The sequence below is a fragment of the Prevotella vespertina genome, assembly GCF_009728485.1.
Lineage (GTDB): Bacteria > Bacteroidota > Bacteroidia > Bacteroidales > Bacteroidaceae > Prevotella > Prevotella vespertina.
This window is the reverse complement of record NZ_VVIQ01000001.1, coordinates 233,671-250,335: the sequence shown is the minus strand read 5'-3', so window position 1 is coordinate 250,335 and position 16,665 is coordinate 233,671. Positions and strand designations below refer to the sequence as shown.

15 protein-coding genes are annotated in these 16,665 nt (G+C 43.5%); 9 read left to right on the top strand and 6 right to left on the bottom strand.

Features of this window, described 5'->3' with window-relative positions; all coding sequences use genetic code 11:
• Window positions 1-11: 11 nt before the first annotated feature.
• Window positions 12-428 carry an acyl-CoA thioesterase gene (locus tag F0475_RS00905; protein WP_004383025.1) on the bottom strand — a complete coding sequence of 139 codons (417 nt, stop codon included), beginning with the start codon at window positions 426-428 and terminating at the stop codon, window positions 12-14.
• 100 nt (window positions 429-528) lie between these two features.
• Window positions 529-1,887: a DUF2851 family protein gene (locus F0475_RS00900; RefSeq protein WP_155714990.1), complete on the bottom strand. Its 1,359-nt coding sequence runs from the start codon at window positions 1,885-1,887 to the stop codon at window positions 529-531.
• 174 nt (window positions 1,888-2,061) lie between these two features.
• On the opposite strand from F0475_RS00900, the gene dapB reads away from it, so the two are divergent.
• The 3 genes from dapB to F0475_RS00885 are packed head-to-tail and all read left to right on the top strand — an operon-like array spanning window position 2,062 to window position 4,979.
• Entirely contained in the window at window positions 2,062-2,817 is a 756-nt protein-coding gene (gene dapB, locus F0475_RS00895) for a 4-hydroxy-tetrahydrodipicolinate reductase (RefSeq protein WP_009435539.1), read from the top strand.
• 14 nt (window positions 2,818-2,831) lie between these two features.
• The gene (gene lepB / locus F0475_RS00890) at window positions 2,832-4,361 is read left to right on the top strand and encodes a signal peptidase I (RefSeq protein WP_155714989.1); all 1,530 of its coding nucleotides are present in this window, start codon (window positions 2,832-2,834) and stop codon (window positions 4,359-4,361) included.
• A gap of 3 nt (window positions 4,362-4,364) precedes the next feature.
• The gene (locus F0475_RS00885; protein WP_155714988.1) at window positions 4,365-4,979 is read left to right on the top strand and encodes a WbqC family protein; all 615 of its coding nucleotides are present in this window, start codon (window positions 4,365-4,367) and stop codon (window positions 4,977-4,979) included.
• 667 nt (window positions 4,980-5,646) lie between these two features.
• On the opposite strand, the gene F0475_RS00880 is transcribed toward F0475_RS00885, so the two are convergent.
• Window positions 5,647-6,576, bottom strand: coding sequence for a tetratricopeptide repeat protein (locus tag F0475_RS00880; RefSeq protein ID WP_009435485.1), 930 nt, complete (start codon window positions 6,574-6,576; stop codon window positions 5,647-5,649).
• Window positions 6,577-6,718: 142 nt separating this feature from the next.
• On the opposite strand from F0475_RS00880, the gene yfcE reads away from it, so the two are divergent.
• Window positions 6,719-7,258: a phosphodiesterase gene (yfcE, locus tag F0475_RS00875; RefSeq protein WP_036895586.1), complete on the top strand. Its 540-nt coding sequence runs from the start codon at window positions 6,719-6,721 to the stop codon at window positions 7,256-7,258.
• A 90-nt stretch (window positions 7,259-7,348) separates the two neighbouring features.
• Here yfcE and dusB read toward each other — a convergent pair whose 3' ends face one another.
• On the bottom strand, window positions 7,349-8,305 hold the full coding sequence (gene dusB / locus F0475_RS00870; protein ID WP_155714987.1) for a tRNA dihydrouridine synthase DusB: 957 nt from the start codon (window positions 8,303-8,305) through the stop codon (window positions 7,349-7,351).
• Between the two features lie 135 nt (window positions 8,306-8,440).
• Between dusB and F0475_RS00865 the strand changes: the two genes are divergently transcribed.
• The 5 genes from F0475_RS00865 to F0475_RS00845 all read left to right on the top strand — a co-directional run bounded on the left by F0475_RS00865 (window position 8,441) and on the right by F0475_RS00845 (window position 15,269).
• On the top strand, window positions 8,441-10,318 hold the full coding sequence (locus F0475_RS00865; protein ID WP_155714986.1) for a heavy metal translocating P-type ATPase: 1,878 nt from the start codon (window positions 8,441-8,443) through the stop codon (window positions 10,316-10,318).
• A gap of 268 nt (window positions 10,319-10,586) precedes the next feature.
• On the top strand, window positions 10,587-11,246 hold the full coding sequence (locus F0475_RS00860; protein WP_234422924.1) for a hypothetical protein: 660 nt from the start codon (window positions 10,587-10,589) through the stop codon (window positions 11,244-11,246).
• Between the two features lie 565 nt (window positions 11,247-11,811).
• Entirely contained in the window at window positions 11,812-12,489 is a 678-nt protein-coding gene (locus F0475_RS00855) for a succinate dehydrogenase/fumarate reductase cytochrome b subunit (protein WP_009435440.1), read from the top strand.
• 37 nt (window positions 12,490-12,526) lie between these two features.
• The gene (locus tag F0475_RS00850; RefSeq protein WP_155714985.1) at window positions 12,527-14,509 is read left to right on the top strand and encodes a fumarate reductase/succinate dehydrogenase flavoprotein subunit; all 1,983 of its coding nucleotides are present in this window, start codon (window positions 12,527-12,529) and stop codon (window positions 14,507-14,509) included.
• Between the two features lies 1 nt (window position 14,510).
• Window positions 14,511-15,269, top strand: coding sequence for a succinate dehydrogenase/fumarate reductase iron-sulfur subunit (locus F0475_RS00845; RefSeq protein WP_009435456.1), 759 nt, complete (start codon window positions 14,511-14,513; stop codon window positions 15,267-15,269).
• On the opposite strand, the gene F0475_RS00840 is transcribed toward F0475_RS00845, so the two are convergent.
• Complete coding sequence (locus F0475_RS00840; RefSeq protein ID WP_199879761.1) at window positions 15,266-15,526, bottom strand: hypothetical protein; 261 nt, start codon at window positions 15,524-15,526, stop codon at window positions 15,266-15,268. The genes F0475_RS00845 and F0475_RS00840 overlap by 4 nt on opposite strands.
• A gap of 114 nt (window positions 15,527-15,640) precedes the next feature.
• The gene (locus F0475_RS00835; RefSeq protein WP_155714983.1) at window positions 15,641-16,459 is read right to left on the bottom strand and encodes an oxidoreductase; all 819 of its coding nucleotides are present in this window, start codon (window positions 16,457-16,459) and stop codon (window positions 15,641-15,643) included.
• Between the last annotated feature and the right edge of the window lie 206 nt (window positions 16,460-16,665).

Here is a 16,665-nt window from a genome sequence, read left to right as displayed (position 1 = left end):
GGATGTCGAAACTACGCATCAGTTTCTAAGACCTTGGCGAACGCCTCGTCATAGTCAGGACTAGAACCCAATCGCCCATTGATAAGCACTACCAAGTCAACATCTGCATGGAAACACAGACGCTCATCACTAGCTCGGAAGAGGTCATGAGAGAACACCCAGCGTAGCCCCTGCTTCTTGAGTCCCATGCGAGAGATGATTTCGTCATCACAAGTCAGTGGTACTTTGTATGTCAGTTGCATTCTAGCAACGACCGCATCAACGCCTTTCTCGTGTAGAGCAGAGAAGCTCACGCCTAGCGAACGAAGGAATCTATGACGTGTATGTTCGGTATAATGCAAGTAATTGGCATTATTAACTATCCCTTGAATGTCGCATTCGTAATCACGAACCTCCATCCTTGTTTCAAAGATGTAATTAGTCTTCATTATTATGTGAGCGTGTTGTCTCGTCAGTACAAGCAATGGTTATGCCTTATTGGTAATGCTTTGCAATATACTTGATGAGGCTTTATTATTTGATAATTAATTAGATTCTATTATTTGAAATATCGCCCTTCTCCATCTCACCCATTGTTGGGTTAGATACGGATTGAGCCTTTAGATACTCGTAACCTATCCTGCATCTGAGGCAGTCTTTGGGGTCACAATACTCTTTCTTGAGCTGTATGAGCGCTTGAGAGTCGCCCGCTGTATCAACCGATAAACCCACTTTTTCCCACATCTGGACAATGTGGTTGTGTTCAGCCTTTAGTGCTTCAAGGAAGTCGAAGGCACGTTCGCAAAGTTTCTCATTGCTTTTGTGCTTGCCATAAGCAAATAGAATGGGAATGACCGTGTTGATAATTTGTAAGTCCAAGGAGGCTTTTGTCAGTCGTTTCTCACTCCTTTTACTCTCAATACCAAACATGTAATGCGTCTCCCAATAGGCTGTTACTTGTGTCGAAAGAAGCTCACGTGCCTGCTTGATAGTTTCACACTCTAATAGACAAGATAGTCCCGAACGCTGCTCGTAATAGAGGTTTGCTAACTGAGAGATGCGTATGTGGGGGAAATTCTGCGGTCTTAATCGTAGGAATCGCCACTGGTTTGCATCCATCGGGTGCAGCTGGAACTTATGAGATAGATATTGATACTCCGTCTTCAGGCGCTGATAATAAGCATCATTGAGTGCTTCCTGCTGGTAACGTTTAGGTATCGAGGTCTGCTCGAGTAGCCCTGCTTGACCCAAGAAGAAGGCTTCCACTTGCATTAAATCATCCCTATGATGGCCGACGTCATGCAAGGGTATAGCCTTTGCCCACGTTTCGAAGGCATCACCATTTATGCTGAAACCATAGTTTCGGGCTAAGGTTACGAAGTAAGCAAGCTCCCAAGAGCCATTACATGATTGCAGTCTCTCCGTGATGGCATGTGCTTTCTGCTCTAAGCGTTCGGCTTGTAAGGCATTCATCCACGCATGAATCATGAGCTTGGAGAGGTTGGGTATAATCCTGTAACAAGCTGGGTAATCATCGGTTGATAGTAGTTCTTGATAATGCTCACGCACTGTTTCTGGGATAGCAAGCCTCATTTGCGGTGGATAATCGCCTCGGCTGGTCTTGACGGCAAGGTCGATTGACTCTGCAACATGTAGTATTACATTATCATAATGTGGGTCTCTGTCATGATGATGCAGGTACCAATCAGACGAACGGAGGTGTATCTCCACATTGCCCACCCATAACGTCCCACCAATCTTCACCTTTGCATTGAAGAAGTCGGGACCTGCGTTGCGGTTAGGAAGCCCTGGGTCGATAACTTCAATGGCTTGACCATCGGTAGTCTGAAGTCCCTTTAAAGGAAATAACTTATGCTTCCATACATAGTGGATGAGCTGTTCCATCATAGATTCGTGGCTTATTAACAGAGGACAAATATACGAATTTTTTGATTATAAAGCCTTTCTTGTATGCTTATTTTTTATCTTTTGCTTGCTTATACCTTACTTAAAATAAGTGAAGTAATTTTGTTTTATGTCGTAAATCAGCTACCTTTGCATTGTTTTTAATACGTATTAATTATGAAGATAGCACTGATTGGCTATGGTAAGATGGGGCACATGATAGAACAAATAGCCCTCGAACGTGGCCACGAAATCGTTAGTATTATAGATGTAAACAATCCCGATGACTTCGACTCACCGGCTTTCTCGTCTGCAGATGTAGCTATTGAGTTCACCAACCCTACGGCTGCTTTCGGCAATTATAAGCGTGCCTTCGCACACAATGTGAAGGTTGTTAGTGGTTCAACTGGTTGGATGAATGACCATAAGGAAGAGGTAGAACGCCTTTGTACAGAGGGTGGTCAGACATTGTTCTGGGCAAGTAACTTCTCTATAGGAGTAGCCATTTTCTCTGCTGTCAACCGCTATTTAGCAAAGATTATGAATGGTTTCCCACAGTACAATGTAGCAATGGAAGAGGTGCACCATGTGCATAAACTCGATGCTCCATCGGGTACTGCTATCACGCTGGCAGAGGACATCATTGACTGTATCGATCGAAAGGATAAGTGGGTAAAGGGCTTTCAGCACAATGCAGATGGTACAGAGTCTGGCACAAATGATGTGGCTCCTAACGAACTACCTATTGCATCTATTCGACGCGACGAGGTGCCTGGTATTCATAGTATTAGTTATGACTCTGATGCCGACAAGATAACCATTACGCATGATGCTCATAGTCGACAAGGATTTGCATTGGGTGCTGTCTTAGCAGCAGAATATACCAAAGACCATACCGGTCTATTGACTACAAGCGACTTATTTAAGTTCTAACTGTATTTCAAGATATGATAGATAAGGAAAAAGCAGCCCTAGATCCTAAGAAGCAATGGGCGAAGTTTATTAGTGTTACTGTTCTATATCTTCTATTCCTACTATGGGTTGGAAGCTGGTGGGGATTAGTCGTTGTACCATTCATCTACGACTATTATATCACCAAGAAGATACGTTGGCAGTGGTGGAAAGAGGCTGAGGGTCCAGTCCGATTCATTATGGGTTGGGTGGATGCACTAGTGTTTGCTTTGGTCGCAGTGTACTTCATTAACCTCTTTTTCTTTCAAAACTATGTCATCCCATCATCGTCTCTTGAGAAGTCACTACTTACTGGTGATTACCTCTTTGTATCGAAGGTCAGCTATGGTCCTCGTATACCGGAAACACCATTGACAATGCCTTTGACACAGCATACTCTCCCTATTATCAATACGAAGAGTTACATTTCTTGGCCGCAGTGGGACTATCGCCGTGTAAAGGGATTGGGCAAGGTTGAATTGAACGACATCGTTGTCTTTAATTATCCAGCAGGTGACACGATTATGAGCGAACCGAACTATCAGGGTCAAGACTATTATCAAACTGTCTACACATTAGGCGAGAATACATTGGCACAACAGCATCCGAACATCAAGTTGAATCAGATGAGTATAGCTCAACAACGTGCCTTTTATGATAATGCTTACACTGTTGGTCGGAATTACATTATTAATAATGTGGGAACTTATGGGGCATTGGATTGGCGTCCAACTGACCGCCGTGAGAACTTTGTAAAGCGTTGTGTGGGCCTTCCTGGACAAACTCTTCAAATCAAGAATAGGATTATTTATCTTGATGGTAAGCCTAACAAGGAACCAGAAAAGGTGCAATATACCTATTTTGTAAAGCTCAATAACATCACAACAGCCGACCTTCTCAGTGCTCAATATGATGACCTTCGCAAGGAATTAGAGATTAGTAATGAGGATGTTCAGACCCTTACAAACCTGCATGGAAGTGATATCAGCAGAGGAATGGTACTCAACAACGCTGCCTTGGAGTATGATGGTTATATGCCATTAACCAAGAGAGCCGCTGCAGAAATGAAGCGTTTAGGACTCATCAAGGCTATTCGTCTTGTCACAGATAAGGACATCTACTCTGGTCCTTACTATCCATTGAATGCTTTCACAGGCTGGACTCGTGATAATTACGGGCCTATCTGGATTCCTGCAAAGGGTAAGTCTATCACCCTCACCCTCAATAACCTCCCTATTTACGAACGCTGTATTAAGGTTTACGAGAAGAACGATTTGCAGGTAAAGAACGGCAAGATCTATATCAACGGACGCCCTGCAACGCGTTACACATTCAAGATGGACTACTACTGGATGATGGGTGACAACCGTCATAACTCTGCCGACAGTCGTTACTGGGGCTTTGTTCCAGAAGATCATATCGTGGGTAAGCCTATCTTTATATGGTGGTCTAGCGATCCAGATCGTAAGGGTTTCGGTGGCATCCGTTGGCATCGTCTGTTCAACTGGGTCGATAATATCAAGTAAAGTATGGCGTCTGCACTTCTCTCTTCGACCTACTTTGGTCCCGTTCAATGGTATCAGAAGCTGAATAGATACGATACTTGTTTGATAGAACAACATGACCATTTCGTGAAGCAAACCTATCGAAATAGATGTGTGATAGCAGCTACCAACGGACTACAAACGCTCTCTATCCCTGTGGAGAAGTTTGAGGGAGCGAAGTGCGAGATGAGAGATGTGCGCATTAGTGACCATGCCAACTGGCGTCATCAGCACTGGTATGCATTGCAATCAGCCTACGGGGAGAGTCCATTCTTTGAGTATTACGAGGATGATATACGCCCTTTCTTTGAACGAAAGTGGGACTTTCTCTATGATTTCAACTGGGAGATCACATTGAAGATGTGCGAGCTTATCGACATAATGCCCTGTATGAGGCGCACAGATAGCTATGAGCTGGAACCCTCGGAGGGCGTGATTGATTTCCGAGAAACGATTCGCCCGAAGCATCCAGGGCGTGATGACGAGTTCAAACCACGTACTTACTATCAGGTTTATCAGCAGAAGTACGGATTTCAACCGAACTTAAGTGTACTCGACTTGCTATTTAATCAAGGTAATGAGAGTGTCTTATTCTTATAATAAGAAAGGTTGTTTCAACGCATATTAACCTATTAGTTATTGCCTTGAAACAACCTTTTTGCTTTTCCCTCTGGTCTCCTTTGTTCTTCACGCAGAGCTTTTCTTTCTTCCATGAAAGCCCTTTCTATCTTTGTCTAAACGCTCTGTTAAATAATAACCGATACTTATTTCTCCAGCAGAAAACCTCTCGATAAAGAAAAAATAAACTATTTTTATAATATTATTAATCTGTTAATTATATGTTTTTAGATTAGTTTTTGATGTAATTAATCGTTCTTTCAAATATAAACAAGTATTGCCTATGTAACTCAAGGGCGTTTTATCTTGTTTTGAACATGCTTACTTCCCATTCATCAATGCGATTATTTCTGACAAGAAAAGGACATTCCTCAATCGTGTAAACGGCTATCTTCTGCAGAATGAATTGTTATTTTGAGTGTTAGATAATGAATCTTGCATTACTAAAGAGTTTCACCTCCTATGTCTCCTCTTGTTTCTTTAGATTTTCCAAGTATCTAGATTAGTCTGTATAATCCGTGTTTTACGTGATAAAAAGGTGTCAGCAAAGAATAAAAGAGTCCTTTCCTGTCCGATTTCTATTAGTTATTCTTCCCTTTGAAGAGGGCTAGAAGGGGTATAATGGGCGGTGTTTGGAGAAGCAAAATCTCTACAAGATTAATTCTTTCACCACAATCTCTTGCTCCCGATAAAAGGCTTTTTCAGCTGCATCAGATACTGGATTAACTTCTGACAAACTAGCTGCAAGATTCTGCATAGCCCATGTGATGGTGTAACCAGCCTGTCGCCTTGCTTCAAGGCACTTGTCTAGTTCGTAACGTGCACGGGCTTTATCCTGTCTAAACAACAATTCGGCAAGCGTGAAACGCAGGCGCTGTCGAAACTTCTCATCCCTCTGTAATGTGATAGCCTTGCATAATAAGGCTATCTTATAACGCTCATCCTCAATGAGATTAGCCAACTCTTGGAACTCATTTGACTTCTTTGACCTACTTATCAAATGCCGATAAACATTGATGGCTTTGTCCTTCTTGCCCATAATCTGGTAGATGATGGCTTTGTAACGTTGGTTATCTCGGTTATAAGGACTATGTTTCAACGCTTCAGCAAGGATGGGGGCAGCCCGTAAAGCCATGTCGACAGTAGGATTAGCAGCTACTTCCTTGAACACTTTCCCTACAATCCTCATCCCCGTGGAGGGCGTCACAAAGCCTTCATGCTGCGTTCCCTTCCAATCATCGTCAGTAAGTCGTGTGATGTTCCAATGCGTTATGAAGTCGAGTATGGAGAAACTATTGTTGTGCTCGAAGACCTGTATTGCAGCCCTCATCATTGCACTCTGTCCCTTTAAATCAGTGTCTTTCATAGTGGGGTAAAGCCTCATTAGACTCTTAAATATCTTATATGCCTCCTCTAAACGGCGTTGTTGATACCGCAAACGCATCATATCTACACCCACCCAAAACATGGCTATCGTTGTATAATGCCCCTTGTGAGCAGCATACAAAGGTAAGATTGCAGCATAAGCATCCTCTGTTCGCCCCTGTCGGCGTAGTTCGAATACATCCTTCACATCCATAGTAGTAGTAATAGATAGTTGTTGTTGCAAATATAAACAATAATCTTGAAAAATGCAGAAGATGGTGAACTAAATCGTAAGGAACGATATTTTCTGAATGAATTGCAGTACCTTTGCCTTAGAAACAAACAACAGAAAGAACATGAAATATCTATTTGTATCAGACATCCACGGCTGTTTGCCGACCCTAGAGAAGGTGTTGCAATTCTATGATCGAGAGCAGTGTGATATGTTATGTATCCTTGGTGACATCCTAAACTATGGTCCGCGTAACTCTATTCCAGAGGGTATTAATGCCAAAGGGATCGTTGAAGTATTGAATAAAAGAGCGCAAGATATAATCGCAGTAAGGGGTAATTGCGATGCAGAAGTTGACCAAATGCTCCTGAAGTTCCCCTTGATGGCAGACTATATCATGCTCGTTGATGAAGGAAAACGGCTCTTCCTCACCCACGGACACATATATAATAAGGAGAAGATGCCCGTAGGTAACATTGATGCCATTGTATATGGACACACGCATCTGTGGGAGTTAACACATCAAGAGGATGCTCTGGTCTGCAACTTGGGCTCGATTACCTTCCCTAAAGGAGGCAATGTTCCAACGTTTATGACATACGAGCATGGTGTCTTCACAGCCTATAACTTGGATGGAGAAGTATTAAAGCAAGAACATATATAAGCCGTATCTGGCGCAAAAGAAAAGGGATTGAACGTATAAAGCTAACGTTTAATCCCTTTTTAATTTACCTTTATCAGCAATAAAGCTAACCTATTCTCTCAAACGCTCCCGACAGTCTTCAAGAATTGACAAGAGTTCGTCCACCTTCGTAGCACGTAGCATGGAGATACGTATCTGTTTGAAGTCTGGAATGCCTTTAAATATCGGTGAAGCCGCAAGGTGGCGTCTTGTATGCAAGATACCACGATATTCATCAATGCGTTCAACATTGATCTTGAGCATTTCCTCTAGTACATCTATCTTCTCATCGAGGCTTATCTCATCTGCTTTTGGGCTGAAGATCCATGGGCAACCGAATGTTGCTCGACCAATCATAACGGCATCTACGCCGTAAGTATCGAACTTCTCGCTTGCTTCTAAGCGATTCGTCACATCCCCGTTACCAATGATTGGAATCTTAATACGTGTGTTCTTCTTCACTTCTCCTATGAGTGTCCAGTCCGCCTGACCAGTGTACATCTGCGAACGAGTGCGCCCGTGAATCGTTAATGCTTGTATGCCGCAGTCTTGCAGTTGCTCTGCTAGGTCGGTAATGATGAGGTGTTCGGTGTCCCAACCTAGTCTTGTCTTCACTGTAACAGGTACATTTACAGCCTTAACAACCTCTCTTGTGATCTCTAACAGCAGTGGGATATTCTTCAACATACCCGATCCTGCCCCCTTGTTTGCCACCTTCTTCACTGGACAACCAAAGTTGATATCTATCACGTCAGGCTTTACTTGCTCCACAATCTTGGCTGCTTCAACCATAGAAGCAACGTCCCTACCATAGATCTGTATGCCTACAGGACGCTCACTATCGTCTATCACCATCTTAGAAAGCGTCGACTTGATACTCCTAATGATTGCATCTGCCGACACAAACTCGGTATATACCATTGCTGCCCCATATCTCTTACACATCTTCCGAAAGCCTATGTCGGTCACATCTTCCATCGGTGCAAGGAATAAAGGACGCTCTCCTAAATCAATCGAACCTATCTTCATGCCTGCAAAGGTAACAAAAAAGTGAAAGAGAAAACGCCTATTTCTATAAAAAGAAGTGGCATCTTTGCAACTGGGTTGCGAAAGTTTATGCTTAACTTTGCGGCAGAATATTAATCAAGTAACATATTTTTAGCTATGAATAAGAAGTTATTACGCATCATTCTCACCGCTATCCTGCTTGCAGGAGCGTGGCTCGTGGAGCATTATGCAGGACTTGCTATGTGGCAGGTACTGCTTGTTTATCTCATTCCTTACCTCCTCATTGGTTACGATGTATTGTCAGAAGCAGTGGAAGGAATCATGGATTTGGATCCATTTGACGAAGACTTCCTGATGGCATTGGCAACAATAGGAGCCTTACTCATTGGTTTCTTGCCAGGAGCAGAGCCTCAGTTCGTTGAAGCAGTGTTTGTTATGCTCTTCTTCCAGTTGGGTGAGTTGTTTGAAGACTACGCCGAGGACAAGGCTAGAGATTCGATAACTGAATTGATGGACATACGTCCTGACACTGCAAACATCGAACGGAACGGGCGCATTGAGGCGGTTAGTCCAGAAGAGGTAAGCGTTGGTGACATCGTAATAGTTAAGCCGGGAGAGAAGATTCCACTTGATGGTACGATCCTTGAAGGCACTTCCAGTCTTAATACTGTAGCCCTTACGGGTGAGAGTCTACCACGAGATGTGCAAGAAGGAGACGCTGTTATCTCTGGATGTGTCAATCTCTCGGGCGTTCTGAGGCTCCGTGTCGACAAGTCTTACAGCCAGTCTACAGCTGCAAAGATTATCCAGTTGGTGGAAGACGCAGGTAATAACAAGTCGAGAAGTGAGTCATTTATCCGCCGTTTTGCCCGTGTCTATACGCCAATCGTGGTCATTTCAGCCCTTGCACTGGCACTTATTCCACCTTTCTTCTACGATAGTTATGCCCCAGCCTTTGCTACTTGGCTATACAGAGCATTAACCTTCTTGGTTGTTAGTTGCCCTTGCGCACTGGTGATTTCCATCCCATTAACCTTCTTCGCAGGTATCGGTGGCGCCTCACATAAGGGTATTCTTATCAAAGGAGGCAACTATATGGATGCCTTGGCAAGGCTTCAGACCATCGTATTTGATAAGACTGGAACATTGACATACGGTACTTTTGAGGTGGAGGCAGTGCATCCAGATAATTGTTCGGAACAGGAGTTACTACATTTGGCAGCGCATGTAGAACGTTATTCAAACCATCCCATTGCCATCGCCTTACGACAGGCTTACCCCCATGAGGCTGATAATTGTAGTATAGAAGATGTGCATGAAACGGCTGGACAAGGCGTTTCTGCAATGGTCAATGGGCGAGTTGTCAGCGTTGGTAACGACAAAATGATGAAAACATTAGGACTCTCAATCCCCGTATGTAGCCGTTGTAAGAATCATGTAGGTACTATTGTGCATGTTGCCATCAATGGTGTTTATGCCGGACACATCCTTATCTCTGATAAACTTAAGGCTGACGCACGTGAGGCAATCAGCTCTTTAAAGACCTTAGGAGTGACCCGCACGGTCATGCTAACAGGTGATAAGGAAGATGCCGCACGCCAAGTAGCTGCAGAAACAGGCGTAACGGATTATCATGCCGAGCTACTCCCAGTTGATAAGGTAGCACGTGTTGAACAGCTGTTGAGAGATAAGAATGAGAACGGAACACTTGCTTTTGTGGGTGACGGAATCAACGATGCACCTGTACTAGCGCGTGCCGACGTGGGGATAGCGATGGGTGCTTTGGGCAGCGATGCCGCTATTGAAGCCGCAGATGTTATCCTCATGGATGACAAACCATCGAAAATCTCGCTTGCAATCAGGCTCTCCCGCCGCACCATCTTCATAGCGAAAGAGAACGCATGGTTCGCTATTAGCATTAAAGTGGCAGTCTTGTTCCTTGCCACCTGTGGCTTTGCAAGTATGGGATTAGCCGTCTTTGCAGATGTTGGTGTAATGGTTCTGGCTGTTCTCAACGCAATGAGAGCACGATAAAGAACGTACTTTATTGGTCGAAATAACACACGACTCGTTTGTCTGAAACCGATTGGGACTTGCAGACAAACGAGTCTTTTTATTCGTAAGATAGGATTTATAACATTCTCAAAAACACTTATCTTTACTTTAAATAATGTTAGTATCCTTTGTAATTAACCAAAAATTATCAACAAAGGAAAGCACAAATGGAAACTTTTATATAGATTTGCAACAGAGAAGATGAGGTACTTCTCACATCTAAACAGACTATTAACGAATAACAGCTATGGATAGGTTATACTCGGCGATACAGGTTCCTCACATGGAAAGGAGCTATGATAACATTCGTGTCATGGCTTTATTGCTGTGGTTATTGTCGGTATCTTCCATGGTAGCACATGCCCAGAAGACGTTGGTTTGTGATGCTGCTACACACTTTCCCATACGTGATGTGCTGGTTAAAGTGGATGGTCGTAACCTCGGAATGACCACTTGGCAAGGACTAATCAACCTACCCGATACGTTCCAAACAGCCTCTTTCAGCAAGAAAGGATACGTTCCCGAAAAATTGTTTAGAGCCGAAATTCTACGTGATACTGTCTTTCTTTATCCTGCAGAACATTACTTGGATGAGGTTATCGTGACGGGTCGGCAAACTACAGATGGGCGTGCCTTGCTGGAGAAAATGCCGAAACGTGACATCTTAGAAAAGCGTCCGAAGTGTAAGAGAAGCGAGTTTGATATAGGTTTAATGCTCGATAGGAGATACCGAAGAGACAAACAGCACGTGGAGCAACTACGTAAGATTTTCAAGAAGATGGATGGAGTTGAAGACCATGAAGACCCTATTTTAAAGGCTTATAGACAAACGCTATTGGATCAGAGGAACGATTCCATCAAGCAAAGTATGCAACGGAAAGAGGGGAAGAGTGAGCCTCCAAAATAGGAGAAGAGCACTTTTTAAAAGGCTAAAAGCACCCTGTTCAATAGGAGGTTACGAATGCTTGGTAGGAAAAATAATCTAAATTTAGTTCGTTTTTAGTCTCTTAATTCTTAGTTTTTAGTTTATTTTCCGTATTAAAGAAGGCTTCTTTGCAAGATAGATTGTTGTTGTTAAGGAGATAGCTAAGGTTCATCTCTTAGATAGCAGATGGTTGTTATAAAATAATCAAAGTATTTTGTCGGAAAGAAGGAATGGTTGAAAGGAATAAAAACAGCGAAAAGTTAGCTCTGAGAAGAGCTTTTTCTCGTTTTTAATCTATCCTCATTTATTAGGATAGATAGCGTTTCCTTATTTTAAGTCTAAATACTATATATTTTGATGAAATAGCTTTGTTAAATCATTAAAATATAGTACTTTTGCAGCAAAATAGCCCCAGTAGCATACCAACTTTTTGGTATCTCTGAGGGTGAAAGATAGCATTGAGGTGGGAGTTAATTATTATCTTTCTGCCTAATAACCATTAGAAGTAATAATTCTAACAGTTTAAATATTTAAAATCAAAACATTTATGTGGTTAATCAATTCATCTATTGGTAGAAAGGTGATTATGTCCGTGACGGGTATAGCCCTTATTCTATTCATGACGTTCCACTGCTGTATGAATCTTGTAGCGCTCTTCTCTGGTAGTGCCTACAATATGATTTGTGAGCTATTAGGTGCTAACTGGTATGCAGTTGTTGCAACAGTAGGTCTTGGCGCGTTGGCTGTTTGTCACATTGTTTACGCATTCATCCTTACAGCACAGAACCGCCGTGCACGTGGCGACAACCGTTATGCAGTCACAGAAAAGCCTGCAAAGGTGGAGTGGGCAAGCCAGAACATGCTCGTATTGGGTATCATCATCTTGCTTGGTATCGCTCTCCACTTGTTCAACTTCTGGTATAACATGATGTTTGCAGAGCTTGTTGGCATGACAGTAGCACATCACCCAGCTGATGGCTTTGCGTTCATTCAGGACACATTTGCCAATCCTATCTACGTAGTATTGTATGTTATCTGGATTTGCGCATTGTGGTTCCACCTCTCACACGGCTTCTGGAGTGCTATGCAAACAGTAGGTGTCAATGGTAAAGTATGGTTCAATCGCTGGAAGGCAATCGGTCTTGTCTATGTGACATTATTGATGTTGTGCTTCCTTATTGTAGTACTCGCATTCGCTTTCGGATGTGCACCTAGCCTTGCATAGTTAAGTATCTAAATTGAAAACTAAATTCAAAACAATCATGACAAAGATATTAGATTCCAAAATACCAGCAGGTCCTGTAGCCGAGAAGTGGACTAACTACAAGGCACATCAGCGTTTGGTTAACCCAAAGAATAAACTGAAACTGGATGTTATCGTTGTTGGTACCGGTCTGGCTGGTGCCAGTGCAGCTGCTTCTCTCGGTGAGATGGGCTTCAACGTATATAACTTCTGCATCCAAGACTCACCACGTCGTGCACACTCAATCGCTGCACAAGGTGGTATCAATGCTGCTAAGAACTATCAGAATGATGGTGACTCTGTTTACCGTTTGTTCTATGATACTGTGAAAGGTGGTGACTATCGTGCACGTGAAGCTAACGTTTATCGTTTGGCAGAAGTGTCTAACGACATCATCGACCAGTGCGTTGCTCAGGGCGTGCCATTCGCTCGTGAGTATGGCGGTATGTTGGCTAACCGTTCCTTTGGTGGTGCTCAGGTAAGCCGTACCTTCTATGCTAAGGGACAGACAGGTCAGCAGTTGTTGCTTGGCGCTTACTCATCATTAAGCGCACAGATTCAGGCTGGTAAGGTAAAGCTCTATACACGTTATGAGATGGAGGATGTCGTTATCGTTGATGGTCATGCACGTGGTATCATTGCTAAGAACCTCGTAACTGGTAAGCTAGAGCGCTTCACTGCAAACGCAGTTGTTATAGCAACTGGTGGCTATGGTAACACTTACTTCCTTTCAACCAACGCTATGGGTTGTAACTGTACAGCCGCTGTTCAGTGCTATCGTAAGGGTGCTTACATGGCTAATCCATCTTACGTTCAGATTCACCCAACCTGTATTCCTGTACATGGCGACAAGCAGTCAAAGTTGACATTGATGTCAGAGTCTCTGCGTAATGATGGTCGTATCTGGGTTCCTAAGAAGCTCGAAGATGCTAAGGCATTGCAGGCTGGTACAAAGAAGGGCTCTGATATTCCAGAGGAAGATCGCGACTACTACTTGGAGCGTCGCTACCCTGCCTTCGGTAACCTCGTACCTCGTGACGTTGCATCACGTGCTGCTAAGGAGCGTTGCGATAAGGGCTTCGGTGTAAACAACACTGGTTTGGCTGTATTCTTGGACTTCTCTGAGTCTATCAACCGCCTCGGTATTGATACAATTCTTCAGCGTTATGGTAACCTCTTCGATATGTATGAGGAGATTACAGACGTCAACCCAGGTGAGTTGGCAAATGAGATTAATGGTGTGAAGTACTATAATCCAATGATGATCTTCCCTGCTATCCACTACACAATGGGTGGTATCTGGGTTGACTACGAGCTGATGACAACCGTTCCTGGTCTGTTCTCTATTGGTGAGTGTAACTTCTCTGACCACGGAGCTAACCGCCTTGGTGCTTCTGCTTTGATGCAGGGTCTTGCTGATGGTTACTTTGTATTGCCATATACTATTCAGAACTATCTTGCTGATCAGGCACTCTGGGCAAAGGTTCCAACCGATCGTCCTGAGTTTGAAGAGGCTGAGAAGGCTGTCAATGCAGAGATTGATCGCTTGATGAGTATCCATGGTAAGCGTTCAGTTGACTCTATCCACAAGGAGTTGGGTCATATTATGTGGGAGTATGTAGGTATGGGTCGTACCAAAGAAGGACTCGAGGAAGGTCTCAAGCAGTTGAAGGCTCTCCGTGAGGAGTTCAACTCTAACCTCTTTATCCCTGGTAAGAAGGAAGGCTTGAACGTTGAGCTTGATAAGGCAATTCACCTCCGTGACTTCATTCTCATGGGTGAACTCGTAGCTTATGATGCATTGCATCGTGAGGAGAGTTGTGGTGGTCACTTCCGTGAGGAGCACCAGACAGAGGAAGGTGAGGCTAAGCGTGACGACGAGAACTTCTTCTATGTTGGCTGTTGGGAGTATCAGGGTGATGACACCAAGACCCCAGAACTCATCAAGGAACCTCTCGAGTATGAGGCAATCAAGGTACAAACACGTAATTACAAGAACTAAAATGGCAAAGAATATATCATTCACAATTAAGTATTGGAAGCAGAACGGCCCACAAGATCAGGGTCATTTCGATACACATGAGATGAAGAATATCCCAGATGACACCTCTTTCCTTGAGATGCTCGACATCCTTAACGAGGAGTTGATAGAGGCTGGTGATGAACCATTCGTCTTCGATCACGACTGCCGCGAGGGTATCTGCGGTATGTGCTCACTATATATAAATGGTACTCCACATGGTAAGACAGAGCGTGGTGCAACAACTTGTCAGCTCTACATGCGCCGTTTCAACGATGGTGATGTAATCACTGTTGAGCCATGGCGTTCGGCTGGTTTCCCTGTTATCAAGGACTGTATGGTAGACCGCACAGCCTTCGATAAGATTATTCAGGCTGGTGGTTACACCACAATCCGCACAGGTCAGGCACAGGATGCAAACGCTATTCTTATCTCTAAGGACAATGCTGATGAGGCAATGGACTGCGCAACATGTATCGGTTGTGGTGCTTGTGTTGCTGCATGTAAGAATGGTTCTGCAATGCTCTTCGTATCATCTAAGGTTAGTCAGTTGGCTCTCTTGCCACAGGGTAAGCCTGAGGCTGCAAAGCGTGCAAAGGCTATGGTAGCTAAGATGGATGAGGTTGGTTTCGGTAACTGTACCAACACTCGTGCTTGCGAGGCAGTATGTCCTAAGAACGAGAAGATTGCTAATATCGCTCGTTTGAATCGTGAATTCATCAAGGCAAAGTTTGCTGATTAATTCGAGGTAGTCGTTAGTAAATCACTAACGCAAACATAATTAAGAGGATATGTCGGGGCTTCCTGGACATATCCTCTTTCGTTATATAATAGGATTGAAACAGCACTGAAACCATCAGATGACGCATTGTCAATGAGTTGTAATGCGCTGTACAATGAGTTGTAACAATGCTGTATAATGAATTGTAACAATGCTGTACAATGAATTGTAACGTTATTGTACAATGAATTGTCACGCATTGTATAATCAATTGTCACGTATGTGATAATCGATTATCACGTATATGATAATCCAGTATCATACGTGTGATACTGGGTGAGATAAGGCCATAACGTGGTTTATATAGTATTTATGATGACCTTTACTCCTGCTTAACTTGCGTGCATCATGATGAAATCGAACCAGCGAGTTGGTAATATTGTATGCAAGAGGACGAGGGGTTTCGCACCAAAACCAATGAGGTATCGTGCCTTCGGACGACGTGCATTTGTGGCACGACTGATAGCCTTTGCAATTACTTCTGGGCTGCTCATCATGTTGCCACTATACAGCTTTCGCATCCCTTCAGCCACCTTCTTCGCCTGTTCCTCGTATGCTCCTCCCTTTGAGCTCTCCTCTAAGTGGTCGGCAGCAATGAAGCCCCAAGGCGTCTTGATACCACCCGGTTCGATGATTGCAACGTTGATTCCGAATCCTTTCGTCTCCATTCTCAAAGCGTCGCTGAATGCTTCAAGGGCATACTTAGTCGCATGATACCATGCACCGAAATAGATAGTCAGACGCCCGCCCATCGAACTGATGTTGATGATTGTACCGCTATGTTGCTTGCGCATGTGGGGTAATACCTTCTTTGTTAACATAGCAACACCAAAGATATTAACGTCGAATTGATTGCGTGCCTCCGCTATACTAACATCCTCAATGGCACCAAACGAGCCATAGCCAGCATTATTGACCAATACATCAATGCGCCCTTCAGCTGCGATAACAGTATCAACAGCTTTATTAACATTCTCTTCTATGGTTACATCCATCTGCAATGTCTTCACACCGAACTGCTTTAGTGCATCCATCTTCTCAACTCTTCGTGCTGCACCATATACTATATGTCCTTGCTTCGCAAGCATCTCTGCCGTCTGATAACCTATACCACTACTTGCTCCAGTGAGGATGATTACTTTCTTTTCCATTGCTTAATTATAATTCTGTTAATTATTTGCTACCTAATTGCAGCGCAAAGGTAAGTATTTCATCTAGTATCGCAAAAGGCACATCAGAGTATATCTTGCTAATGAGAAGAGCTGGTAATGATTGGATACAAAATAAGCCGTTGGGTTCTGTCTGATGATGTCCAATATTGCTACTGATGCTTACCAGCTTAACATCTATTTATGCT